Origin of the sequence: Pseudomonas oryzicola (genome assembly GCF_014269185.2) — a bacterium.
GTDB lineage: Bacteria > Pseudomonadota > Gammaproteobacteria > Pseudomonadales > Pseudomonadaceae > Aquipseudomonas > Aquipseudomonas oryzicola.
Genome location: NZ_JABWRZ020000001.1, coordinates 2,910,965 through 2,935,308, shown reverse-complemented (window position 1 = coordinate 2,935,308; position 24,344 = coordinate 2,910,965). Strand labels below are relative to the sequence as shown.

General features: G+C 61.7%; 23 protein-coding genes and 1 pseudogene. 7 read left to right on the top strand and 17 right to left on the bottom strand.

The features are described 5' to 3' along the window. Positions 1-22: 22 nt before the first annotated feature. The gene (locus HU760_RS13590) at positions 23-1,591 is read right to left on the bottom strand and encodes a phospholipase D family protein (protein ID WP_186674066.1); all 1,569 of its coding nucleotides are present in this window, start codon (positions 1,589-1,591) and stop codon (positions 23-25) included. Between the two features lie 293 nt (positions 1,592-1,884). Here HU760_RS13590 and HU760_RS13585 point away from each other — a divergent pair, with 293 nt between their 5' ends. Beyond that, on the top strand, positions 1,885-2,793 hold the full coding sequence (locus HU760_RS13585) for a LysR family transcriptional regulator (protein WP_186674455.1): 909 nt from the start codon (positions 1,885-1,887) through the stop codon (positions 2,791-2,793). 161 nt (positions 2,794-2,954) lie between these two features. Here HU760_RS13585 and HU760_RS13580 read toward each other — a convergent pair whose 3' ends face one another. Beyond that, complete coding sequence (locus HU760_RS13580) at positions 2,955-3,962, bottom strand: zinc-binding alcohol dehydrogenase family protein (RefSeq protein WP_186674067.1); 1,008 nt, start codon at positions 3,960-3,962, stop codon at positions 2,955-2,957. A gap of 181 nt (positions 3,963-4,143) precedes the next feature. On the opposite strand from HU760_RS13580, the gene arfB reads away from it, so the two are divergent. Beyond that, positions 4,144-4,557, top strand: coding sequence for an alternative ribosome rescue aminoacyl-tRNA hydrolase ArfB (arfB, locus tag HU760_RS13575; RefSeq protein ID WP_186674457.1), 414 nt, complete (start codon positions 4,144-4,146; stop codon positions 4,555-4,557). 56 nt (positions 4,558-4,613) lie between these two features. On the opposite strand, the gene HU760_RS13570 is transcribed toward arfB, so the two are convergent. Genes HU760_RS13570 through HU760_RS13555 form a run of 4 tightly spaced genes read right to left on the bottom strand, consistent with a single transcriptional unit; the run spans position 4,614 to position 6,981 of the window. Beyond that, positions 4,614-5,081 (bottom strand): DoxX family protein, encoded by a 468-nt coding sequence (locus HU760_RS13570; RefSeq protein WP_186674068.1) that lies wholly within the window; start codon positions 5,079-5,081, stop codon positions 4,614-4,616. A gap of 10 nt (positions 5,082-5,091) precedes the next feature. Continuing rightward, positions 5,092-5,847, bottom strand: coding sequence for an HvfC/BufC N-terminal domain-containing protein (locus HU760_RS13565; RefSeq protein ID WP_186674069.1), 756 nt, complete (start codon positions 5,845-5,847; stop codon positions 5,092-5,094). Continuing rightward, positions 5,844-6,677, bottom strand: coding sequence for an MNIO family bufferin maturase (bufB, locus tag HU760_RS13560; protein WP_186674070.1), 834 nt, complete (start codon positions 6,675-6,677; stop codon positions 5,844-5,846). The genes HU760_RS13565 and bufB overlap by 4 nt, the downstream gene beginning before the upstream one ends. Positions 6,678-6,693: 16 nt before the next feature. Continuing rightward, complete coding sequence (locus HU760_RS13555; protein WP_186674071.1) at positions 6,694-6,981, bottom strand: BufA1 family periplasmic bufferin-type metallophore; 288 nt, start codon at positions 6,979-6,981, stop codon at positions 6,694-6,696. Between the two features lie 228 nt (positions 6,982-7,209). Between HU760_RS13555 and HU760_RS13550 the strand changes: the two genes are divergently transcribed. Next, positions 7,210-7,800, top strand: a complete 591-nt coding sequence (locus tag HU760_RS13550; RefSeq protein WP_186674072.1) for a sigma-70 family RNA polymerase sigma factor — start codon at positions 7,210-7,212, stop codon at positions 7,798-7,800. Next, positions 7,787-8,428: a DUF1109 domain-containing protein gene (locus HU760_RS13545; RefSeq protein ID WP_186674073.1), complete on the top strand. Its 642-nt coding sequence runs from the start codon at positions 7,787-7,789 to the stop codon at positions 8,426-8,428. The genes HU760_RS13550 and HU760_RS13545 overlap by 14 nt, the downstream gene beginning before the upstream one ends. Before the next feature lie 41 nt (positions 8,429-8,469). On the opposite strand, the gene HU760_RS13540 is transcribed toward HU760_RS13545, so the two are convergent. The 9 genes from HU760_RS13540 to HU760_RS13500 form a co-directional block, all read right to left on the bottom strand. Continuing rightward, the gene (locus tag HU760_RS13540; protein WP_186674074.1) at positions 8,470-9,534 is read right to left on the bottom strand and encodes a hypothetical protein; all 1,065 of its coding nucleotides are present in this window, start codon (positions 9,532-9,534) and stop codon (positions 8,470-8,472) included. 88 nt (positions 9,535-9,622) lie between these two features. After that, positions 9,623-12,016, bottom strand: a complete 2,394-nt coding sequence (locus HU760_RS13535) for a hypothetical protein (protein WP_186674075.1) — start codon at positions 12,014-12,016, stop codon at positions 9,623-9,625. Between the two features lie 10 nt (positions 12,017-12,026). After that, complete coding sequence (locus HU760_RS13530; RefSeq protein ID WP_186674076.1) at positions 12,027-13,181, bottom strand: hypothetical protein; 1,155 nt, start codon at positions 13,179-13,181, stop codon at positions 12,027-12,029. Beyond that, positions 13,160-14,596, bottom strand: a complete 1,437-nt coding sequence (locus HU760_RS13525; RefSeq protein WP_186674077.1) for an alkaline phosphatase family protein — start codon at positions 14,594-14,596, stop codon at positions 13,160-13,162. Before HU760_RS13525 ends, HU760_RS13530 begins: the two co-directional genes overlap by 22 nt. Further along, positions 14,583-15,818 carry a metabolite traffic protein EboE gene (gene eboE / locus HU760_RS13520; RefSeq protein ID WP_186674078.1) on the bottom strand — a complete coding sequence of 412 codons (1,236 nt, stop codon included), beginning with the start codon at positions 15,816-15,818 and terminating at the stop codon, positions 14,583-14,585. Before eboE ends, HU760_RS13525 begins: the two co-directional genes overlap by 14 nt. Beyond that, positions 15,815-16,699: a TatD family hydrolase gene (locus tag HU760_RS13515; protein ID WP_186674079.1), complete on the bottom strand. Its 885-nt coding sequence runs from the start codon at positions 16,697-16,699 to the stop codon at positions 15,815-15,817. Before HU760_RS13515 ends, eboE begins: the two co-directional genes overlap by 4 nt. Before the next feature lie 58 nt (positions 16,700-16,757). Beyond that, positions 16,758-17,498 carry an EboA domain-containing protein gene (locus HU760_RS13510; RefSeq protein ID WP_186674080.1) on the bottom strand — a complete coding sequence of 247 codons (741 nt, stop codon included), beginning with the start codon at positions 17,496-17,498 and terminating at the stop codon, positions 16,758-16,760. Further along, positions 17,495-18,385 (bottom strand): UbiA family prenyltransferase, encoded by an 891-nt coding sequence (locus HU760_RS13505; RefSeq protein WP_186674081.1) that lies wholly within the window; start codon positions 18,383-18,385, stop codon positions 17,495-17,497. The genes HU760_RS13510 and HU760_RS13505 overlap by 4 nt, the downstream gene beginning before the upstream one ends. Beyond that, positions 18,382-20,256 (bottom strand): 3-dehydroquinate synthase, encoded by a 1,875-nt coding sequence (locus tag HU760_RS13500; RefSeq protein ID WP_186674082.1) that lies wholly within the window; start codon positions 20,254-20,256, stop codon positions 18,382-18,384. Before HU760_RS13500 ends, HU760_RS13505 begins: the two co-directional genes overlap by 4 nt. Before the next feature lie 690 nt (positions 20,257-20,946). Here HU760_RS13500 and HU760_RS13495 point away from each other — a divergent pair. Further along, positions 20,947-21,684, top strand: a complete 738-nt coding sequence (locus HU760_RS13495; RefSeq protein WP_225932815.1) for a DEAD/DEAH box helicase family protein — start codon at positions 20,947-20,949, stop codon at positions 21,682-21,684. Between the two features lie 702 nt (positions 21,685-22,386). Continuing rightward, on the top strand, positions 22,387-22,932 hold the full coding sequence (locus tag HU760_RS13490; protein ID WP_186674083.1) for a hypothetical protein: 546 nt from the start codon (positions 22,387-22,389) through the stop codon (positions 22,930-22,932). Positions 22,933-22,945: 13 nt separating this feature from the next. Here the strand turns inward: HU760_RS13490 and HU760_RS13485 are convergent, their stop codons facing one another. Further along, on the bottom strand, positions 22,946-23,176 hold the full coding sequence (locus HU760_RS13485; RefSeq protein ID WP_186674498.1) for a hypothetical protein: 231 nt from the start codon (positions 23,174-23,176) through the stop codon (positions 22,946-22,948). A gap of 51 nt (positions 23,177-23,227) precedes the next feature. Here HU760_RS13485 and HU760_RS13480 point away from each other — a divergent pair. Next, positions 23,228-23,578, top strand: a pseudogene (locus HU760_RS13480) (IS3 family transposase); the annotation flags it as partial. Here the strand turns inward: HU760_RS13480 and HU760_RS13475 are convergent. Continuing rightward, a complete protein-coding gene (locus HU760_RS13475; RefSeq protein WP_186674084.1) occupies positions 23,575-23,853 on the bottom strand; it encodes a hypothetical protein in 279 nt (92 codons plus the stop codon). The pseudogene HU760_RS13480 and the gene HU760_RS13475 overlap by 4 nt on opposite strands. Positions 23,854-24,344 lie beyond the last annotated feature (491 nt).

The following is a 24,344-nucleotide window of genomic DNA, read 5'->3' as shown; positions in this document are numbered from 1 at the left end:
AGCGAGTTGGGGTACAAGCACCTCATAACATTTTTTCCAACCCAATCGTGCTGCTGAGCCATGAGTTGAAACGTCGCCACCATCCCCCCGGCTCCTTGTACAACGTATGTTGTATGCCATTGTCTTCGGTGACCCAGACCAGATGGTTATTTTCCAGCCGGACGTGATAACTGAGAGCAGGTGTCATGCCTTCGAGGGCCAATCTGCGCACCTGCCCGGCGAGCGCTGGATCATCGACCAGAACCCCCACCTCGGTGTTCCACAGCAACGAGCGTGAATCGAAGTTGAACGAACCGATAAACGCTTTCTGCTGGTCGAAAATCATCGCCTTGGTATGCAGGCTGGAGTCGGAACTATTGGCGGAACCCTTGTGCGAAAGGCGCGGCCTTCCGTGGCCAGTGTCACCCGATTGGCGGCGTAATTCGAACAACTGTACACCATGCTCCAGCAAGGTTTTGCGGTAAGGGGCGTAGGCACCCTGCGTGGCGGGCACGTCGTTGGCTTCCAGTGAGTTGGTCAGCAAACTGATCGACACCCCAGCGTCGGCACGGCGGGTCAAGTACAACACTCCCGGTTGGCCGGGCACCATGTAGGCCGAGACCAGGATCAGTTCCCTGCCGACCCCGTTGAGCTCGGGCTCCAATTGGGTGGCCAATAGCAGGTACGGGGCTGGTTCGCCACTTGACAGGACTTTGCTCGGTGCATCCCACATCGCTTTATTCCAAGCCCAAATCAACTCCCCTCGCCAGTTGTTCAGGCGTGGCTGTGTGGTATAGCTCATCAGCTTGCTATAAAGCGCAGGGTTCTGTTTGCGCGTTTCCTCGAGAGATTCGTCAAGCCGGGCCCGAAGTTTGCTCAGCTCTCTGGCCGTCGGTTTGATCGAAGTAAACTGCTCGATGGGCTTGCTCAGGACACTGTTCCAGTACTGGTCAAAGCACTGTCCCAACTGTTCTGCAACTGGGCCGACACTGAGCATGTCGATGTCAGTGAAGTTCCTGTTGGGCTCGGCATCGAAGTATTCGTCGCCTAGATTGCGTCCTCCGACGATGGCCACGCTGTTGTCCACCAGCCACAGCTTGTTGTGCATACGCCGGTGCTGCTGCGACAGGTTGAACAGCCGGCCCAGTGTACGTGTCACCACGGTACTGCGGCCCAAGTGCAGCGGATTGAACACGCGAATCTGCATATGCGGATGCGCCGCCATTGTTGCGATCATGCGCTCAAGGTCGTCGCTAGTGGTGTCATCGAGCAAAATCCTCACGCGGACGCCGCGATTGGCGGCGGCGAGCAACTCGCGCATCAGTATCCGTGTACTGAAACCGTCGTGGACGATGTAGTACTGCAAGTCGATGCTGCTTTGTGCGTTGCGAATCAGCTCGGCGCGGGCGGCGAAAGCCTCGGCACTATCAGGGAACAAGCGAAACCCCGATTGACCTTGATGGGGAGCAGCCTGGGCCTGGACCGAACGACCGAACGCCGAATCGTTCGCCGGCAAGGCCTGACTCGGTTCTTGAGCGATTCTGGCTGTCGTACAGCCCCCAGACAGCAGTATGAGTAACAGTAGGGCAAGCAGGGGCTGGTTGGTTATCACGGAGCGTACCCGGCTGATGGTGATGAAGGTATCGGATTCCGAAGAATGGCCATTCCCTTACCACCAGCATTGGGCCGTCACGACCGTGTGCAATGCTTCTTCGATCTGCGGTGTTGTTTGCAAAGCGTAGTTCAACCCGCGATGACTGCGCTGCTGCCACTGCTCAGCCTCACTGCTGGATACAGCACAGGGACCCGGCTCCCATTCTTGCGCGTGAAGGCTGGGCGTGAATCGACAATGTCGCTACCCTTGGGCCCTCGCGCCCAGGTCAAGAATTGTCCACTGTAAAGAAAATAGTTCGGGTTGATGATCTTCAGGTCTTCGTCACCACAGCATCTGCAGGGAGTTTCTCGGCAGCGGCCAGGTTACTGGATATCTCGCCGGCACTGGCCAGTGGGGCCGTCCAGCGCCTGGAGGGCAGCCTGGGCGCCAGGTTGTTCGTGCGCTCCACGCGGCGCTTGCGGCTATCGGACGATGGCGAGCGATACCTGGCCCATGCTCGCCAAGCCCTGGAGGCACTGGGTAACGGTGAGGTTGCCCTGACCGAGGGCCGTGATGAAATCGCCGGCGTACTACGCCTTTCCATGCCTTCGGATCTCGGCAGAAATGTGCTCCTGCCCTGGCTTGATGAGTTCCAGCAGTCGCATCCCAAGTTGCTGCTGCAACTGCGGGTCAGCGATCAGGTAGCTGATCTTGTCGGCCAGCAACTGGATGCGAGTATCAGATATGGGCAGCTTGCAGATTCCAGCCTTGTCTCGCTGATGCTCGCCGCGAAAAATCGCAGAACGGTTTGCGCGTCACCCGACTATATCGCTCGACATGGCGCGCCAGCCACTCTGCAAGATCTGGCCCGGCACAACTGCCTGCGCTATGTGATGGGCGAACAGACCTACGAGCGATGGAGCTTCGATACGCACGATGGAGTCAGTACCGTACAGGTGACCGGCGACCGCGTTAGCGACGACGCCGATATCGTTCGGCGCTGGGGCGTTGCAGGTTTCGGCATCATCTACAAATCCAGGCTGGACGTTCTGACGGACCTGCGCGCAGGGCGCCTGATCGAGTTGTTCGCGGGTGATTGCGGTCAACCTGCACCTTTGCAACTGGTGTGCGCTCACCGAACATCGCTCACGCCGGCTGTTCAGGCGCTGAGAGCGTTCTTGACCGAGCGTTTCGAGCAGATCCTGGCTGTTGGTGGATGAAGATGACAGGGCTGGCGGCCCCGTCTTTCCATGCGGCTATCTCACTACCTCGGCGCTGGCTCGGCGTTTGTCTTGCCCGTCGTTGACGCTGCAGGGCGTGTGGGCCCGGGCGAACTTCGCATTGCCGCTCACAGCGCAGCAAGGTTTGAGCGGCTGAACGATCAGAAGCCTTCCAGGACAATCTTGCCTTTCGCCTTGCCGCTTTCAATCAGCGCGTGGGCCCGTTTGAGGTTGCTGGCACTGATGCTGCCGAAATGCTCGCCGACGGTAGTCCGGATAACCCCGTCGTCGATCAGTGACGACACCTTTTCCAGCAGCTGGTGCTGCTTGACCATGTCCTCGGTCTGATACAGGGATCGGGTGAACATGAGCTCCCAGTGCACTGACAATGATTTGCGCTTGAACGGCACTATATCGAGCTGCGCTGGGTCATCGATCAGTGCGAGCTTGCCCTGCGGGCGCAATACTTCGACGATCTGCGCAAGGTAGGTATCGGTGTGGGTCAGGCTTATGACGTAATCCACCGGGTGGAGCTTGAGTTGCTCCAGCTGCGGGGCAATGGGTGCCGAATGGTCGATGACGTGATGCGCCCCGAATTCAGTGACCCATGCCAGGGTTTCAGGGCGCGAAGCGGTGCCGATCACCTGGAGCTGAGTGAGCTTGCGTGCGAGCTGTAGCAGGATCGAACCAACACCGCCGCCAGCGCCGATGATCAACAGGCTCTGACCGGCGCCGCCATTTTCCTGCACACCCAGACGGTCGAACAGCAGCTCCCAGGCAGTGATGGAAGTCAGGGGCAGGGCAGCGGCGCTGGCGTTATCCAGGGTGCGAGGCTTGTGCCCGACGAGGCGTTCATCGACCAGGTGGAATTCACTGTAGGCCCCAGGGCGGTCGATTGCGCCGGCGTAGAACACTTCATCACCAGGCTGGAACAGCGACACCTGGTCACCGACCTGGCGAACGATACCGACTGCATCCCAACCCAACACTTGAGGGCAGTCGCCGCCACGGCTGGCTCTGACCTTGGTGTCGACCGGGTTTACCGCGATGGCTTTGATTTCGATCAGCAGATCCCTGGCGCCGGGTGTGGGCTTGGGCAGTTCGTGCTCGAACAGTGACCGGGCATCTTGAATTGGAAGGCCTGGGGTGTCGTAGACGATGGCTTTCATGCGGCGGTGACCTTGCAGGTTAGGAGTAGTGACAGGTTAGTCGTCGGGCGTTTTCCGAAAAACAAGGCTCGTGGCGGAAGTCTTTCCGCGTTTCGCTGAAAATCAGGTGAAAGAATTTTGTGTTGTTCTATGGCAGCGCGGCGGGGGCGGTGATAATGGGGGCAATTACCAGGGCCATGCCATGCTGACCATCTCCAACCAAGTGCATCTGCCGGATGCCGAAATCGAACTGACATATATCCGCGCGCAAGGCGCGGGTGGGCAGAATGTCAACAAGGTGTCCAGCGCCGTGCACCTGCGCTTCGACATCCCGGCCTCATCGTTGCCCGAATTCTACAAGGAGCGGCTGCTGGCGCTGCGTGACAGTCGCATCACCGGCGACGGCGTGTTGATCATCAAGGCGCAGCAGTACCGCACCCAGGAGCAGAACCGTGCTGATGCACTGGCGCGCCTTGCCGAGTTGATCATCGCTGCCGGCAAGACCGAGAAGAAACGCCGCCCGACCAAGCCAACCCTCGGCTCGAAGACCCGCCGCCTGGAAGGAAAAGCCAGGCGGAGTACCGTCAAGGCAGGGCGGGGGAAAGTGGAGTTCTAGTGCTGATAGCCGATGGCCACGTCCTGGTTGCCATCCATTCATTGCAGGCGAAGCATTCAGCGAATGCCCAGCACTCGGTCCAGCGACCAGCTTCCAGCCCCTCGACCGACCAGCAACAGCAGCAGGCCCGCCCAGACCAGATGGGTGGGCCAGGCATCCGGGTAGACGAACACCTCGATCACCGTGGTCATGCCCAGCAGCGCCAAGGCTGACAGGCGAGTGAACAGGCCCAGTACCAGCAGCATCGGGAAGAAGTGCTCCGCGTAGGTTGCCAGATGCGCGGCGATGTGCGGTGGCAGCAGCGGCAACATGTATTCGGTGCGGAACAACTCGTAGGTGCTCGGGGTGATGCTCAGGAGGCCCTCGACCTTGGTGCGCCCGGAGAGAAAGAAGGTCGCGGCGATCCCGAATCGCGCCACCAGGAAGAGAAACGCGTCGCCGAGCCGGTGCTGCAAGATGTCGGCCAGGCGATTCCAGCGCTGGCGCAGGCCGCTGTGGTGAAGGGGAGTGCGGGCGATATCCATGGTGGCTTTCTCAGGTGACGTTGATGGGACGGAACACCCCGGCGCCGAGCAGGTGGCCGAGCAGGTCGTGGAAGTCGAGATCAGGTTGTGCAGCGAGCGCCAGGGCTGAGGCTCGGTCCAGGTCGTTGCCGGCTGCGCAGGCGTCCAGGAAGGCGCAGCCGCCAGCCTCCAGCGCATGCCAGGTGACGCCTTCGGCATGCCCGACGAGCAATGCGCCCTCGCCTCGCCAGGGCAGTTCCTCGGGTATCGGCAGGGCTTCGCGGTTGCAGCGCCAGATGCTGTAGATCGGTTGCCCGCTGAACCAGCTCCAGCGCACGCAGGTGCGCGGTGCCAGGTGGCAGGCGGCGAGGTCGGAGGTGGTCATGCCGGCGAGGCTGGGGAGTTCCAACAGCGCTTGCGCAGGGGCGATGAAGGCCTCGGTCCACAGCCGGTCCAGGCGCGCCACGGGGCCAAGGTAGGGTAGTTCCCGCGCGGGTTCGAACGCTTCGAGGAAGTCTGCGAAACCCTCCCCGTACAGAATCAGCCGGGCGTCGCTGGGCGGCGTCTCGCGGGCGTGGATGGCGGCCGCTGCACGAAGCCAGGCTGTCCCGACCAGGCGTTCGATGGTCGGGAAGTTGTCGCACAGCGCATCGACGCAGCTGTTGAACACGGTATTGCGATACACCTCGAAGGCTGCCTGCACGGTGACGCTTTGCAGTGCCGGGGCAGCGCGCTGGTAGAGGGCGTCGACGAAGGCGTCCTGGAAGGCACCGAGTGCGGTTTTCATGTGCTCACCTGAGCCAGGTTGAGGATCGCCTGGGCGCGCTCGCGCTCGGCCTGCAGGACGTCGAAGGCTGGCAGATGGTCGTCGCGCTCGATCAATGTCGGCCTAGGCCCGATACGTTGAATCAGGTGCCCGTAAAGCGCCCAGACCGCTTCGGCGACAGGTGCATCGTGGGAGTCGATCAGCAGCTCGCCGCCGCCGTCGTGACTGTATCCGGCCAGGTGGATTTCGAGGATGGCCGCCGCCGGGAAGCGATCAAGATAGCGCTTGGCATCGAAGCCCAGGTTGTGTGCACTGACGTGCACGTTGTTGACGTCCAGCAGCAGGCCACAGCCAGTGCGCAGTGCCAGTTCCGCGAGGAAGTCGATCTCATCCCAGTCGTGGCCCTGCAGGCGCAGGTAATGGCTGGGGTTCTCGATGGCGATGCGCCGGCCCAGAGCTTCCTGGGTGCGTTGGATGTTCTCGGTTATGCGCGCCAGGGCCGCATGGCTGCGTGGGAAGGGTAGCAGGTCCGGGAGATACTGGCCGCGCCAGCTCGACCACGCCAGGTGCTCGGAAATCAGCGGCGGTTGCACGCGCTCGACCAGCGCGCGCAAGCGCTGGAGGTGTGCCTCGTCAGGTGGGGCATCGGCCGCCAGGGACAGCGAAACCCCATGCAGCGACAGCGGATGCCGCTCGGCGATCCGCTCCAGCCAGGCAAGGCGGGGGCCGCCGACCATGTAGTTCTCCGGATGCACTTCGAACCAAAGCCCCTGAGCGGAGCAGGCGAGGGCCGGGGCATAATGTTCGCCCCTCAGCCCCAGCCCGGCGCCCGGTTGATGGAATGCGCTCATGGCCGGTGGCCTTGGCTCAGGCTTTGCTCGGGGTCAGCGAGCCCATGCCCTTGGGCGTCTTGATGGTGGTGCAGGTCCCGGCAGGAACGTTCTTCCAGTGCATGCCGTCGTAGTCCTTCCTGGCACTGCCCGCACAGGTGGTCCCAGCACCGGCTTTGCAGTCGTTCTTGCCGGCCAGCGCGACACCGTAGCACTTTTCCATGGCCGCGCCATTGCTGGCCTTGGTGTTCATATCGTCGGCCAGAGCGCTACCGGTGATGGCGACAAGGGCAAGGGCGGCGCTGGCGATGGTCAGAGTTTTCATGGTGCGGTCTCCCGTTCGAGTGAGGGGCCGCGGAAGACTTTCCGGCGGCTCGATGAGTAGTTCGCCAGGAGAAGCGATCCGGTTACAGCGGCACAAAATTTTTTGAGAATTCTTTGGTGCAGCGCTAGCGTATTGAACGACAGCCTACTTTTACCGCTGGTCAGCAGCACGCCAGTTGGCAGGGGCGAGAGCGGGGAAAATTCATCTGCGGTGTAACCAGGACGGCCGATGCAACGAACTACCAGCCAGGAAGTGCTGATTGCGCGTGAGGCTCAGCTGCAGGCGTTGCTGCTGCGTGGCATGGACGGTGACGGCAGAGCGTACCGCGAATTCCTCACTGAACTTGGCTCGCACCTGAGGGCTTTCCTGGGCCGGCGCCTGCGCCAGCGCCCCGGCGAGGTCGAAGACCTGCTGCAGGAAGTGCTGCTCGCGGTCCACAATGCCCGCCACACCTACCGCGCGGATCAGCCGTTGACTGCCTGGGTGCAGGCTATCGCGTGCTACAAGCTGGCTGACCACTTCCGCGCCTTTGCGCGCCGGGAGTCCCTGCACTATCCGCTGGCGGACGACGAGGGCGAACTGCTCGCCGTCGAGGAGGGTGAACCCGCTCAGGCCAGCCGTGATCTGGGCAAGCTGCTGCGGCAGCTACCCGACAAGCAGCGCCTGCCGATCGTCCATGTGAAGCTGGAGGGTCTTTCGGTGGAGCAAACCGCCAGTCTGACCGGGCTTTCCAGTTCGGCGGTGAAGGTCGGCATCCACCGTGGGCTCAAGGCTCTTGCGGCTATCATCCGAGGATTGCGAAGCGATGAACACCAATGAACTGATCGACCTGCTGAGCGCCGGTGAGGGCGCGGTGGACCGACACGTCTCTGGCAAGCGTTTCGCCATCGGCCTGGTGGCCGGAGCTCTGGGCGCGCTGCTGCTGATGGCGGCCATCTTCGGTGTGCGACCTGACCTGGGCGAGGTCGCACGCACGCCGCTGTTCTGGGCCAAGGTTGCGTTACCCGGCAGCCTTGCCTTTGTTGCCCTGTGGCTGAACAGTCGCCTGGCGCGGCCGGGAGTGAAGGGTGGGGCGGCCTGGGTGCTGCTGGCGCTGCCCGTACTGCTGGTCTGGATCGGCGCAGCGGTAGAGCTGACCGGAGTACCTGCCGACGCCCGCGCCGGCCTGATCCTTGGCAAGACCTGGCGCACCTGCCCGCTGAACATTGCGCTGCTCTCGGTGCCGACCTTCGTCGGCGTGTTCTGGGCGCTGCGCGGCCTTGCGCCAACCCGCCTGCGCATTGCCGGCGCGGCGGGCGGGCTGTTGGCGGGAGCCAGCGCAACCCTGGCGTACTGCCTGCACTGCCCGGAGATGGGCATTCCATTCTGGGGCGTCTGGTATCTGCTTGGCATGTTGCTGCCGACCGTCATGGGCGCGCTACTCGGACCTCGCTTGTTGCGCTGGTAGTGCAGCATTTCCGGCCTGGATGAGGCGACAGGGCATCGGCACTACCGATCGTGCAGTTGGACCCGACGCAACCGGCCATCCAGTGGCACCACCTCACCCTCCGGCGCAGGCAGGGGGCGGCCGGACAGGCCCATGCCTTCGCTGACCAGCACCGCACCTTGTACCAGGCACAGGTTCGACGGGGTATCCAGCTCGCGGGCCAGTACGCTCACCGCGCCGCTGTGCAGGTCGCAATGCAGCAGGCGCCCACTGAAGCGGGTGAAGCCTCCATGCCGGGCGTCGCCGTTCCAGGCGGGAGGCAGAGGTTGCTGCAGGCTGGCGCAGAGTTCCAGGACCAGTACATTGCCTTGTACATCGAGGGCCAGGCCGGTGGGTAGTTGCAGGCCGTCGATCAGCACCTCGGTGCGCCCGCTGTCGGGCCAGAGCCGAATCACCTGGCCGGCCTTGTCGGCGAAGTCCATGCCCTTGCGCGCCGGATCAGTGTGCAGCTCGCCGGAGAACAGGCTGATCAGCACCGCCGTGGTTGTCGGCTCGTACACCAGGGTGACCGGTACCGCCTCCTGGCCCTGTTCCAGGTTCGGCAGGTGCGCCAGCACCCGCTCCTCCTTGCCAGGGCGCAGCTCCACCAGCTCGTTGGTATCAGGCTTGACCGCCAGCCAGCTGCGCAGGCCGGGGTGATAGCACAAGGCATTGAGGTTGCCCTGACTGTGACACACCGGCTCGGGCGGGCTGAAATGCAGGTCGAGGAGTTTCGAGCCGGCGACGTAGTCGGTCTGACTGACCAGGCAGCGACCGTCGCCATAGGCGATGTCCGACAGGCCCATGATCTCGTCGCGCAGCATGCGCGCCTGCATGTTCATGGCCCGGAAACCCTCGGCCAGGGTTTCGCGCGGCAGATAGGTGCCGGGGTGGTGCGGGTCGGCAGGGAGACGGCTGATGCGCCCGCTGAACGGATCGTCGGGCAGGCCAGTGCCGGCTTCGACCAGCAGCAGGCTGCCGTCGGCCTCGGCATGGACACCGCGAGGGTTGCGCAGGCCTTCGGCGATGATCGAGGTGGGACGCAGGGTTTCGCGGGGTTGGGGCGGGATATGGAGCGTCGTTGACATAGATCCTTCCTGTTGCACGGCTTCTTGAAACGTATTCACTGAACGATGAAAAGCGCCGGGTGACATCCCTGCCACCCGGCGCCCTGCATCAGTTGACCTTCAGATGGTTGTAGTCGTCCATGCTCAACGGCTTCGGCGGATATTTCAGTTGCACCAGCTTTTGCGCCCACAGCTCCAGCACCGAACGACGGCTTTGCGGCATGTCCCGAGTGATCGGCATCGCCACGGTGCTTTCTTCCTGGTACGCCTTGCTGATCAGGCGGATCAACTGGTCCACCGCGCCTTCGATGCGCGACAGGTCGTTGAGTGGCATGTACTTGCCCATGATTGGGTACAGGTAGTAATAGGGTTCGAAGATCCTCGGGTAGATGAAGCTGTCCCAGATTAGCTGCCCGGAGTCACTCTTCTGGTACACCTGATTCCACTGCTCGACGAACTCCCGTTGCAGGTCGGGTTCTGCCGGCAGCACCCGCAGTGGGGCGAGGAAGTCCACATAGGCGTCGAGGTACGTGAAGCTGAAGGCGATTTCGGCCTGGCCATCCTCGTTGGGGAAAAAGCGCAGGGTCGGGAAGCCGGGGAGCTTGCCGGTGACGATCACGTTGGCGATACCGTCGTCGTCGGTGGTGATCTGCGCGTAGTTGTAGATCACCTGTTCGTTGGCCGGTTCCTGCAGGTAGCGGGTCTCCACTTTGGCGCCCTCGAGGATCAGGCAAGCACCCAGCGAAATTCCGGCCGGGGTCTTCCTGTAATCCTGGTACATCACGTCTGTCCCGTCATCGTTCGTCGCTTCGCGGCGCAAGCCAACCAGCTTGCGACCCGCGCCCTCGGTCGCCACGGCATCCACCTCGGCAGCACCGACGAACTGCGGCAAGACTTCGCTGTTCAGCATCCGGTTGGCCGGAAAGTCCTTGAACAGGGTGAAGTTCGGGTTGTTACTGAAACCCAGGTAGTAGCTGGAGGTGCCCAGCAGATAGGGATTGTTGTATTCCGCCACCAGCAGGTTGGTGTTCTTCGCCGGTACGCCGTTCTTCTGCACCATGATCTGCAGGGTCCTGGTCTCGCCCACGTCGATGAAACTGCCACTCTGGATCACTTCGGCGGTCCAGACCGCCTGCTTCGAAGCATTGATCCCGGTCGCCTGCTGTTGCAGCGCCAGCGGTGCGCCGCTGGTCAATTGCGCCTGCTGGGTCTGGCTGAGGAGCAGGTCAACGATGCCGGAGCGCTGCTCGAACATGCTCTGCTGGTAGTCCGCATAGGTGAAATGGGTCACCGGGACGAACGTGCCGCCCTGATCGATGCCCACGTCGAAGCTGCCGAAGTCGAGTTTTTCCGCTGTCGGAATAGCGGGATTCTGACCCGCCTGCGGTGTGGCGGGGATGAACGGGATGGTATTCATCAGGTCCAGCGACAGGATGCTGCCGTGAACCTGCGCCGAGACGACACCCAGCTGTACCGTCTTGGGCCTCTGGTTGTATTGCGCAGGCACCGCAATCGCGACATCGGGCACCAGGCGCACGCCGGCCGGAGCGGTCGGGTACTCGCCGTCGAGCCACAGGCCGAGAACACCGGAGGTGCAACTGTAGGCCGGGTTGAAGAAGATGTCCGCAGGATTGCTCAGGCCTTTCTGGTACAGCTCCTGGACCCTGGCCATGTCCACCGGGTTCTGGGATTTGGCACTGATCGGCGGCTGGTCGTTGAACACGCCGTTCTTGTCGTAGAAGGTCAGGTAGGTGCAGAAACGGAACATCAGGCCCTGGACACCCGGCTGGTCCAACTGCGCCTGGAGGTTCTTCAGCAGTGCCGAATCGCCGACCACCCAGCTCAGGTTTTCTTTCGGGAAGCAGGTCTGCCAGGTAGTGGTGACGTAGTTCAGCCCGCCGAAGGCGCCCCAGTTGAAGTTGAGGAAGCGGTCAAGCATGCGGTATTCGCGCTTGGCGGTCAGGCCGCAGGTGTCGTTGCCCAGCACCAGCCTGTCGAAGTACAGCGCGGTGAAGGTGTTCTGCCAGGGGCTGACGTCGACGAAGCGCGCCGGGCTCGGGTTGGTGCTGCCGAACGGGTTGCCGTACAGGTTGTAGGGCAGGGCGATCAGCGGGTCGCTGTCGACGTAGCCACCGGTGGGCAGTTCGCCGCCGATGATGGTGGAGGTGGTCTCCTTGTAGGTCACCGTGCCGCAGCCGTTGTCGCCGAACAGGTCCCACTCGGCGGGCATCATCACCGGGTAGGGATTGCTCGGCGACGGCGCGTTGGGCGGGGCTTGGGTGACGTAGTCCGGCGCCTCGTGCAGTGCCCGGGGTGTGATCATCCAGTTCGCCAGCAAGTCGCCGGCATTGTCCCTGTTGATGTTGTAGTGCTCGAGGAAGCGCCAGTTCATCTCCATGTTCACCGCATCGTAGAGCGGGAACATATCGTTGTTGTTACCCGTTGGCGGGTTCCAGAACATGTGGCCTTTCATGTAGATGCGGGGGAAATTCAATACGCTCATGTCGTGCTCCTCAAGGACGCTGCCACTGGGCGCGCTTCAGCGACCAGACAAAATCCAGTTTGTTGTAGCCCTTGAACTCGGACTCAGGCACCGGTTCGGTCGGGTAGACGATGCCACCCTGGCCGGCATCGCCACCCTGGGCAAAATTGAAGTACCCGTCGGTCTTCGAATAGGCCGCCGTGCCGTGGCAGGCGAAGCACGAGGACTGGCTCTGGAAGGCCGATTCCAGTTGGGAGTTGGCCAGCAGCTTGGGGCTGGTCTGCAGCTGGGTGCCGATCAGCTCGTAGCGCGACAGATCCTTGTACCAGCCCTGGAACTGGGCGTTGACCGGTACCGCAGCTGGGGTCGGCCCGGTGCTGTTGGTCATTGGCTGGGACGGGATGGCGTTGGTCACGGTGTATTTGGGGTTGTTGACGTTCTCGAAGGTGGTCCAGACCCAGCCATCGACCAGCTTGTTGATCACGTGCAGGGCCGAAAGCGCGGCATAGCCGACCTCGTAGCTGCCGTCCTTGTTCTGGTAGTAGGCCTGGGCGATGTAGTAGCCGTCATTCGCCAGTTGCGCCTGGTAGGCGCTGTCGCTGCCGATCCACAACCAGCCGGCCTTCACTTCCCACGAGGTGGCCGGGAAGTACAGGTCGCTGGTCAGGGCATCCTGGCCGTTCATGTTGTAGACGCCCTGGTCGACGATGTAGTCGAAGGTGGACTCGCTCATCAGCAACTGGAAGCGCACCGGTTTGCCACGCTGCGATTCGGGTACCGAACCGCCCATTTCCAGGGGCAGGCCATCGACCTGCAGGGTGGCGTTGAGGTTGTGGAAGGCGCGCTTGAGGTTCATCCCCGGGATCTTGGCGGCCTTGTCCGTCACCTCGCTCGGAGGGATGAAGGGGGTGCCGTAGGGCGTGGGTTTGGAACCATCGGCCAGGTACACCTGGTCTGATGGCTTCAGGGTTTCCCAGACCCGGTCAAGCCCATTCGGCGCAGGCTGGTTCAGGCAGTTGAACCAGTTCCAGCTCAGGGTTTCCTTGCTGGTATTGAGCTGGTCCAGGGCCTGGGCCGGATTGTCGTTGAAGTTCAGGAAATCGTTGCAACTGAACGGATTGGTGTCGTCAGCCTGAGCCAGTCCGGCCAGTGTGCTGAGAACGGTTATTGAGATGGCTCGCCGCATGTGTGCTCCTTGGCATTGGCCAGGTCGTTTTGGTTCTGCCCCAGGAAATGCTGAAGGAGCAGGTGTTTGACCGCCGTCGCCGCAATGCTTCGCGGCAACGGTACGTCGCAATCGGTGATCAGCAACGGGCCCGCCTGCTCGCTGGCGGGCGGGCGACCGTGACTGCCACGGACCAGGCCGCTGTCCAGCGGGATCAGGTCGATGTAGTAGCGGAAGCCGAGCTTTTTCTGCAGCAGACGGCGCGCCATTTTCAACCTGGGGAAACGGATGGCCGGGTCGACGAAAAGCTCCACCGGGTCGTAGCCAGGCTTGCGGTGGATATCCACGGTGCGGGCGAAGTCCGGCGCCTTGCGCTCATCGAACCAGTAGTAGTAATCGAACCAGAACCCTGGCGCGGCTATTGCTACCAGTTCGCCGCTGCGCGGATGATCCAGCTGCCAGAAGCGTTGCTCGGCGCGGTCCAGTACCTGCTCGATGCCGGGCTGGCGCTGGAGCAGGGCCTTGATCCGCGCCACATCCTCCTGGCGCCTGACATAGATATGGGCGATCTGGTGATCGGCCACGGCGAAGGCTGCGCTGGCACCGGGGTCGAGCAGTTCCCAGGTCAGCGATTGGCGCACCTGCAACAGACCCTGCTCGCGCAGCACGCGGTTGATGGACACCGATTGCCCGACCGCCTCGATGCCGTACTCCGAGAGCAGCATTACCGCCGCGCCCTGGTCCTGGGCAAAGCTGAGCAGGCGCCCGACCTCATGGTCGATTGCGCGCACCTCATCGGCGATCGACGGGTGCTCGGGGCCGACCTTCTGCAGGCAGTAGTCGAGGTGAGGCAGATAGACCAGTTGCAGGTCGGAGCGGTTGAGCTGGAATTCGAGCAGGGCGCAATCGACGATCCAGCGGCTCGAGGCGATGCCCGCCGCCGGGCCCCAGAAGCTGGGGAAGGGGAATTCGCCGATCTGCGCCTCGATCTGCTCGTGCAACCCCGGTGGCGACGAATACAGCCCGAAGCGCTTGCGCCCGTCGGCCGGGTAATGCGGGCGCGGGGTGATCGAGGCGTCGACGTTGGCGTACATGTTGTACCACCAGAACAACTGGCTGCAGCGGAACCCGGGCAGTTCGCGCTTGAGCGTGTCCCAGACCTTTTCACCCTGGATCAGTGCGTTGGGCTGCAGCCAGAAGCGCACTTCGGCCTGGTCGCGGAAATACCAGCCATTGCCGACGATACCGTGCTGCGACGGCGGTGCCCCGGTGAGGATCGAGGCCTGCACCGTAGAGGTCACCGCCGGAAACGACGGTTGCAGGCTGGCCATCTGCGCGGTTTTCAGCAGCTCGTTGATATGCGGCGTATTGGCGCCCAGCAGCGATGGCGTCAGGCCGACCACGTTGATCAGCAGCAGGGGTTTACCGGCAGGCATCGGCATGCACCTCGCATACTTGCGCCTGCAGCAGATGGCGCTGGCGCAGTTGTGTCTCGACCCAGTGCAACTCTGCGGCGATGCCGCGCAGTTGCGCCTGCTCGTCGCCCGGCCGCAGTTGTGCGGGCAGGACGCCCCAGCTGTAGGTCTCCACTTCCAGTACCGGGCGCAGGTCGTCGTGGGCGGCCAGATAGTCGAAGGTCTGGCTCAGGGCGACCTGGCTGCCGCTGAGCTCACGCATCAGCAGATGCTCGCTGAACAGCGGGACATGGAAGTGAATGCGCAACTCGGCGTAGCGCCCGGGGTCGCTGGCGCAGTCGGCCAGCGCGGCAGGCAGGTCGGCCCAGGCCGCCAGGCGACCCCGGTTGTCCCGCGCCTTGACCTGGTGCAGGTAGGTGGCTTCGGAAAATTCCCCGAGCACGCCGAGGACCTCGGCGAAGCGCTGCGGGTCATCCAGCGGCAGGCGGCAGATCATGGCGCTGGACAGCTGAATCTTGCCGATCGGCACCCCGGCCTGGCGCAAGCGGCCCAGCGAGCGATAGCAGTCCTCGAACATCACGGCCTGATGACAGACGTCGAAGCACAGCGCCAAGTATTCATGGTGCGGGTCGCTGGCTCGCCAGTGGGTGAAGAAGGCGATGGCCTGGTCGGTGTGTTCCAGCACGCAGTCCGGTTCCATTTCCAGGCAGAACACCACCTTCCTGCCACTTTCGCGATGCAGCCTGGCCAGCCCGGCGGTAAGTTGGCGCAGCTGGCTCTCGGCGCGCTGCTGCAAGGCCGGGCTCCAGCTGGCGGCGTAGCCCAGTGGCACGGTGGAAATCACCCCCTGCCGACAGTCCGCCGGCAGGGCCTGCGCCAGGATGTGCGCGAGGTTCAGGCTGTAGGTGAGGCGCTCCGGCATGGACCAGTCGGGCAGGTAGACCTCGGCCTTCACCGCGCCCTGGTGGAACTCGCCATAGGGAAAGCCGTTCAGCGAGGTCAGGCGCAGCCCGGTGTCCTGCAACAGCCCGAGAAAGCGGCTGCATGCCGACGCCTGCTGCAACTCACTGGCGGCCCCGGCGCAGATCCACAGGCCGCTGTCCTGTCGGTGCAGGCCGCGCAAGCGGCGCACGCCCTGGAAGTGGCACGCGATCGAGGCGCGCAGCCCGGCCAGGTCGCGGGTCGGGTGGACATTACTGCAATAGCCGACCTGGGCGGCTGTCCAGCACTGGGCAGCACTCATTTGACAACCGGGTCCTGGCCGCGCAGGGCGGAGTTTTCCTGCCAGGTCTTGCGCTGGTCGATGGACAATGGCGTGCTGACCAGGGCCTTGTCCAGCTGGCCGCTCTGGGCAAAGAAGTCGACCGGGTTATGGAACAGCACCTGTTCGACCTGGGCCTCGGTGAAGCCGGCTTCAAGCATGACCTGGCCGGTCTTCGGCACTTTCAGCGGGTCGCTCACGCCCCAGTCGGCGGCGCTGTTGACGATCATCTTTTCGGTGCCGTACTGCTGCAGCAGGGCGACCATGCGTTGTTCCGACATCTTGGTGTTGGGGTAGACCGAATGGCCGCGCCAGCAGTCGGTTTCCAGCACTAGCGGCAGGGTCAGCTCGTTGAGATGGTCGATCACCACCCTATGTTCGGGAATGCCGACTTCACGGATCACCGCCAGGGTGCGCTTGGTCCCGCCGATCTTGTCGCGGTGAGGGGTGTGTACCAGGACTGGCAGATCGAACTGCATGGCCAGGTCCAGCTGCACGGCCAGAAAGCGGTCCTCCTCTGGGGTGATGTCGTCATAGCCGATCTCGCCGACAGCCACCACGCCATCCTTGACCAGGTAGCGCGGCAGGATGTCCAGCACGTCCTGGGCCAGCTGGGTGTTGTTGGCCTCCTTGGGGTTGATGCCGATGGTGCAGAAGTGGTGGATGCCGAACATGCTGGCGCGGAAGCGCTCCCAGCCCACCAGGGTGTCGAAGTAGTCGGCGAAGCTGCCGACGCTGGTGCGCGCCTGGCCCTGCCAGAAGGCTGGCTCGATCACCCCGGTGATGCCGGCGGCCGCCATGTTCTGGTAGTCATCGGTGGTGCGGCTGACCATATGAATGTGCGGATCGAAATACTTGGGCATGGTGAATCCTCATCAAGGGCAAACAGATGTCGGGTGTGCGGGTCTGGCGGTGGATCGGTCAGCTGCCGGCGAGGTGCTCGCGCCACTCAGCCGGCAGGCGTTGCTGTTGGTACAGGCCCGCCAGGCGCTGGCGCTGTGCCGGGCTGAGCAGGGAGAAGGCGATCAGTCGCGGCAGGCTGGGCGATACCGGGCGCCCGGCGGCGAGCTGCTCGTCGATCAGGTCGAGGGCCAGCTGGTTGAGGGTGGTGCCCTGGCGCTGCGCCAGGCCGATCACCCGTGCGGTATCCAGGCCCATGCCCAGCGCCTTGAGCAGCAGTTGATGGAAGGCCCGTTCCGGGTAGTGACGGGACGGGTAGGGCGTGTCCAGGGCCAGGGCGGCGAACACCCTGGGGTTGCTGGTGCGACCGGCGCGCAGGGCCAGGTCGAGGCAGCGACCGTCGCTGTCGAGATTATCGAGGACCTTGAGCAGGGCGATCTTTTCCTGGTCGTCGCCCCATTGGAACAGTTGTTCCAGCAGTGCCAGGCGGGCCTGTTGCGGTTGCAGGCCGACGACCTGGGCCAGCAGCAGGGCGCGGGCCAGCTCGATGGAGTTCCAGCCTTCGACACCGGGCACCGACCGTTCCTGCAGATGGCGCCTGCATTGGCTGCTCAGCATCGCGGCGGTATTGGCGTCAGGCGACTGGTCAAGGCGTTCCCGGGCCTGCTGCCACCAGCGCAGCTCGGTTTGGTTGAGCAGCCGGTCCAGGGCCTGGTTCTGTTCGGCCAGCTGTGCCTGGCGCAGGGTGACGTCCATGTTCATGTCGGTTTGATCCAGCGCTGAAAATGTGGAAGCAGGAAAAACACCAGCACGCAGAACAGGCTGCCCAAGGGCTGGTTGGCTACGGCCATTACCAGGGCATCGAACAGGGGCAGGGCGGCCAGGCCCGCACCGATGAAGGCGCGGACCTTCAGGCGCTGCGGATTGGCCAGGTGCAGCCAGTAGTGGCGACCGAGCCAGCCCAGCCAGAGCAGCAGCACCGGCCAGAACCACAGGGTGTCGGCGTAGATCGCCAAGGCCAGCGGGCTCAGCATCAGCAGCAGGGGCAGGCGGCTGAGCAACTGGTTGCGGTGCTCCTGGCTGGCCAGGTAGGTCAGCCCGCTGATGTACACCCCGAGCAGGGTCGCGCAGAGCCAGATGGGTTCCGGCGGCACCGCCAGGCTGGCCGCTGCGGTGAGGTACAGCGCCGAGCGGCAGGCGCCCATCAGCCAGACGCTGTGCACGTACTTTTTGTGCAGCAGGTTGTAACCGAGGATGCAGCCGACCAGCAGGGTGATGCTGCCCAGCATCCACCGGGGCTGCTCGATCAGCTGGCTCAGGCCCAGTGCCGAAGCGCCGGCCAGGGCCAGCAGAAGCAGGGTGGCCAGGCGCACCTGGCGGCGGCTGACCAGGCCCAGGGTGATCGGGCGGGGGTTGTTGTGCTGCTGGTCCCAATCGGCGTCCAGCAGGTCGTTGAGCAGCATGCCGGCCAGGTACAGGAGCGACAGCGTCACCAGCAGCAGGCCCCATACCAGCCACGACGGTGGCGCCAGGGCGCCGGCGCTGCTGGCCAGGAGCGCGGCGGCGAGGGAGTTGGTCCACACCGTCGGCAGGTTGGAGACCCGGCCCAAGGTCATCCAGGTCTTGAAACTCGCCTGGGTCTGGCTCATTGCGCGCAACCCTCGCTCAGGCCGAAGGGGGCGCTGTCGCGGCTGGCGAGGCGCAGCAAGGCCTGTTCCATCAGGCGGTCATCGATTTCGTGCAGGTCGATCGAGGCGCCGATGCGGTTGAGCATGGGGATCGACAGCTGGCCACCCAGGTGCTGGCGGAACTCCTCCAGCCCGAGCATCACCAGCGAGCGGCCCGTTCCGTCCTTCACGTTCAGTTCCGCCGGGCACAGATTGAAGCCGAGCCTTTGCAGCAGGTTCATCACCCGCTCGCTGTCGCTGTCGCTCAACAGCCCCAGGGCGTTCGCATAGAGCGCGTCCAGGGCCATGCCCACGGCGACCGCCTCGCCATGGCGCAGGCGGTGCTGGCTGAGGTTTTCCAACTTGTGCGCGGCCCAATGGCCGTAATCCAGTGGCCGGCCGTTGCCACGCTCGAACGGATCGCCGGCACCGGTGATATGCCCCAGGTGCAGTTCAGCGCAACGGCGAATGGCATAACGGCTGGCGGGATGGTCGAAACGGGCGAGGGCGTCGGCCTGCTCTTCCATCCACTGGAAGAACGCCTCGTCCTTGATCAGCGCCACCTTCACCGCCTCGGCCAGGCCGGCGATCTGGTCGCGGCGGCTGAGGCTGGTCAGCAACTGGAAGTCGTTGATCACCGCAGTGGCGGGGTAGAAAGCGCCCAGCAGGTTCTTCTGGCCGAAGGCGTTGATGCCGTTCTTCACCCCGATGCCAGCGTCGTTCTGCGCCAGCACCGTGCTTGGCAGACGGATCAGGCGGATGCCGCGGTGGAAGGTGGCGCAGGCGTAGCCCACCGAATCGAGCAGGGCGCCGCCGCCCATGGCCAGCACGTAGCAATGCCGATCTAGGCCGTGCTTGAGCATGTCGGCATACAGCTGCTGGAGTACATCGGCGGTCTTGCTCAGCTCGCCGGCAGCCACGGCGATCGGCGCGGCCTGCAGGTGCAGGTCGCGGGCATGGCTGGCGAACCAGGCCTCGATCTGTCCGGGTAGCTGCGGGTTGCATTGCAGCAACTGCTCGTCAGCAAATATCAGCACCGTTACTCGCCCGTGCTGTCCCGCGGTGAGTTGTTGGTGCAGGCAAGGGTTGCGTAGGTCGAACAGGTGGTCGGTGAAGTGCACCGGGTAGTCGTAGGTCACTGCAAAGCGGCCGTGCAGGGGCTCCTGCGTAACGGGCTTTCGCAGCTTGCGAAACAGGCTGTAGCCAGCGATGAACAGCCCCGGCAGGACCATGCTGGCAAGCAGCGTGACCAACAGCGCGTCCTCTTCGACAAGGAAACTGCCGATGGCGCTGTAGGCCAGGGCCAGGCCGGCATTGGCCAGGGTTGTTACCACGACGAATGCGCCCAGCGGGTAGCGCTGCATGCCGGCGGCGACCACCGAGGTCTCCGCCAGCACTGGCACGCCGCGCAGGCAGATCAACGACAGGGTGCCGAGCTTTTGCGCCAGTTGCCCGGGCTTGCGCTGATGCAGGCCGAGGCGGCCGGACAGCACCCGGAAGTAGCCGGCGCCCAGGGCATAACCCAGCCAGGCGCCGAGGCACAGGCCGACGAAGATTACCAGGTAACCGCCGACGCTACCCAGGGCGGCCACGGCGAGCAACGCCACCACGCTCGATGGCACCGGCAGCACCACATCCAGTGCTAGCAGGGCGATAAGCAACAGGGCCAGATTGGCTTTTTGTGCAGGGGTATCGGGCAGGTACAGCTCAAGGTGAGCCAGGAAGTTCTGGATTTGCTGCTCGAACAGCAGAAAGCTGGCGATCACCAGTGCGGCGAAGCAAAAAAGTGAGACCCAGAAATGTTCGGCAGGTACTCTTTTGCAGAGCATACGATGCCAAAGGCCGCGCTTCATCAAGCATCCCTCTTGATATTTGTATGACTGATTTCCGTTTCAGTATCTGGGCAGAACCTTAATGCTTGGGCGGAATAAAAAACTCCAGGCTGAGTGATAGTGTTTTTATTTTTGTTTCGATGGTTTCCGACAAAATTAGACGCTCGCCGGGCTTTTGCAAGGCGCGATTGAACTAATTTTTTCCTTAGCTGTCGGCGATGTTGCACACGCCGCTTGCCGGCCGCGTCCGGACGCTCTTTTCCAACCGTGCAGGCTCAGCTCGCACGGGCAGAACCGCAACGCATAAGGGGCCAGGCCTGAGCCTAAGCCGCATCGATCCCAAGGGCGATTCACCTGTTGAGTGTTGATGTCAGTTCATAAGCTCGCTGGTAATCGAATCTGTGGTCGACCACTTTTTCGGCAGTCAACAGGAGAAGCTCTTTTTCAAGGTCAAGGAAGTTTCCGATGACAAGGTGGTAACTCTCTTCCATGTTTAAGGCAGCTCACAAGGTTTGGCGGGCATTTGCAATTTTTTTCGTATTCACCTTCGGTTATTTCTACGATGGGGAATTGTCCGAGTGCGGCTATTTTCAGGAAAAAATCATGCCCAAAGATTTTTTGTGTTAGGTATTTTTTTCCTATCCCTATGCATTCGGTGGAAGTCACTAGCTCTGAGATTCCCTGCCGTACGACGGCTACCGACTCCAGGACATGGCGGTCAAAGGCCTGGGCAGCGGCCCGGTCACGCCCTACGCCGAATGTCGAAAACTGGCCGAGCTGGTTCAGACCGTCGCCAGTGGCAATGAGCGGGACCTGTTCCTGTGCACGTCGATCTTCAGCTACGCGCTGGGCAATACAGCGGCTCAGCTGCTGGACAGTACCCGGCAGTTCGAAGAGTCGATGCCCCAGTATCGGCACTTGATGGCGCCATTGGCCCGGCAACTCAGGGCCATGAATAGCAACTGCAAACCGGCAGACCTCAAACGCAAGGTCAAGGACGTGTGGATGCAGGCCCTGGGCAAGATGTTGCCGCGTTTCGACCTGGTGATTGTGGACGAAGCGCACAACTTGCGGGCCGGCCGTGAAAGCAGCGACCGTAACCGTTTGCTGGCGACCTTGCTGGGCGACAACCAACGCATCAAGCGCCTGTTGCTGTTGTCGGCGACGCCCTTCGACCGCGACCTGGGCCAGTTGCGCAACCAGCTTGCCCTGTTTGGCTTCAAGGCGCAGGCCGACTTGCCATCGGGCAATGATCCGGCCGCGCCCGACATGCACGCAGCGCTCGCTCGCTTGCTGGTTCGTCGCTTGAACACGCTCACCCTTGGCGAGGTAGCGCACACCCGCAACAACTGTTCGCCGCACTGCTGCAAAAGAAGGTCAGCGAGCATTTGCAGGAAAACTGCTCGAACCAATTGGTGGACTTCCATGTCGATCAGGATGAGGCACTGAGCGTGCGAGCCTGCCACCCGGTGCAGCACCTCAATGAGGAAGAACTGATGTACATCGCCCATCAAGTCGCGTCCCAAGCAGACCGGCTGGAGCACGTACTGATGGGGCGGGAAGGGGAGATCGGCGGGGACGACTGATCAGTCTGCCGGGCGTATGTAGCGTTCGAGTGCCTCGTGCAGCTTCTCGCACACATACTCCCGGCGGGGGCCAGAACTTCGATATCTGCCGCGTTGCTGAGCAGAACACCCTGGTCGCAGGCCATTACGAAGATCAGCCATTGGACCGCTCGCAAAGAAGGCGGAGGGGTGTGAGTCATGGAGCTGCACCTTGAGTGGGGACCGATATAGAAAAACGGATCAGCCCTTCACGCGCAGCAGGAAATAGGAAACAGAGGATGCTCGGATTTTTTGATAGGACTAGAGGAATCTCTTCTTGAAGAGAATCTTCACTAGGATCACAATCCTGCCCTCGAGGAGAAACAGTTGCGATGGTGAAGAGGGAGGTTCGGCCATTCATCGAAGCGTTACCGGTCCGAGCAGTGTCCTTCGGGAAATAGACACCACCTCATATGAAATATGCATGAGGCATTTTCCTGGTTAGTGCAAGCCGCCTTGAACTAAATCAAAGTCCGTTCAGTGCGGGTTTCGTTAGTGGCGAGAGGTGGTGTATTCCCGTCTGCAGACAGTTTATAGGATATAAGTCATGCGATACAAGAAATGCATTTGGAAATGTGGTTCGATTTTTATTTCGATATTGATGCTGTCCGGCTGTTCCACGATGGCAAATCTAAAATCTTTTACCACGGCATACCATGAGCCGTCGGCTACGACCTCAAGTAGGCTAAGAGTTATAACTGATCAAACGGTTCGCTTGGTACCAAATAGTACCTGTGTCGATTGGTCCTTGCCTGGTGCTGGAATAGTTAATTCAAGGTCGTTGGCTGTTGCAAATAGTCGTAAGTTCAATGATCGCATACTGGGAGTGCCGGATGGTGATCAAGTAGAAAATAGCTCCGAAGTTTATATTCAGCCGGGCAGTCCGATTGTTCTGGTTTATGCAGGGGAACCATCAAGCCGAAGGTATCAGTGCTTTACCAGCCTGTACTTTATTCCAGAGGCCGGAGCTGATTATGAGGCAATTACTGGTTTGTGTTACATCAAAATCGCAAAGATCGTCAAGGATGAGGGGGCGGGAGAGATCCGTCGCGAAACTGTTGTAAACCGCAAAGCCGAGATTTGCTCCCCTTGAAGGAAGGGGAGGGTCATTCGACTAGGCGACCGATGTACTGCCCTGATGGTAGGAGCTCATGGCCGTATTGTTCGAGGGCAAGGTACCAGCGACCGCTTGGATGCCGGTTCGAGGCAGTGACCGAGCGGCTTACTAGGCGGGTGCCGTTCCAGTAGACCACGGTGTCGTCATTGGTGATTTCCCGAGCTGGCACGCGTTGGACGGTGAACTGCTGGCCAGCGCGGTCGTCGACTTCGATGAACACCGATTGCCGACAGGTGCGACAAGTCCAGGTGCTCTTATCAAGGTCGGTACGGTGATGGCCGTTTGGCGACGCAAGCCACAGCAGCAAGTGATGATTCACTCAGACCAAGGCAGTTAGTTCAGTAGCTCAGATTGGCAAAGCTTCCTTAAGGCCAACAATGTGGTCAGCAGCATGAGCCGACGGGGAAACTGCCACGACAATGCAGTAGCCGAGAGCTTTTTCCAGCTTTTGAAGCGAGAGCGAATCCGACGAAGGATCTACGCAACGCGTGACGAAGCTAGAAGTGATATTTTCGATTACATTGAGATGTTCTATAACCCAAAACGTCGACACAGCAGTGCCATGCAGCTGTCTCCAGTAGAGTATGAGAAACGCTATTTCCTGAGCTTGGAAAGTGTCTAGGAAACCAGGGGCGATTCAGGTGAAACTTGGCGTATGAAAAAGCACCAGATCAGCAATTTTTCCAATATCGACGCGAATTTTTTTATGCGCTGATTTGCGTAGGTATAGCGCTTAAGCGCGATCAGGGCGCGAACGCTGGCATAAGCCTCAGGCGCCTGTATGGAGCTATCCAGGGTTGCCAGAGCGTGACGAATCAATGCGCTTTCGTCAGCACTCGATGATGGTGCATCTGATCCGGGATCCCAAGAGTCACCAAACAGCGGAATCAAATTCATAGCCTTTCGAGAGAGGTCACCACGAGTGGAGACAAGGTTAATCCACGAGAGCGTGTTGTCAATTTTGGTAGAAAGAAGCGTTTTCTTTATCAATCAATTAATGAAAGAAAAAGGCTCAAAAAGGGCCGGTTAAATTTCGCAGAGATCTAGCGCTTGGGATCGGAGGTGCACTGTAGGCTACGAAAATCGGGGGTGGCTGGGTCTGGGGGATGGGCCGATTAATTTTCAACGCTTACAACAGGCTGGTGACATCATGAACATTTCTGACATGGCACGTTATTTAACATAATACTCATTATGCGAATCCACTGATCAGTTCTTACGCCACGGCCTACGGCCAAACTCAGAGTCAGAAACAATCACCGGCTCAGTCGCCGAATGAACTAAGCCACTGCGCGCACCAGCACTGACCGTACCGCCTCGTACCTCCGTCGGCTCGGCCAGCTCCGGAGCTTGCTCGGCAGATCGAACTCAATGAGGTTGGACACGCT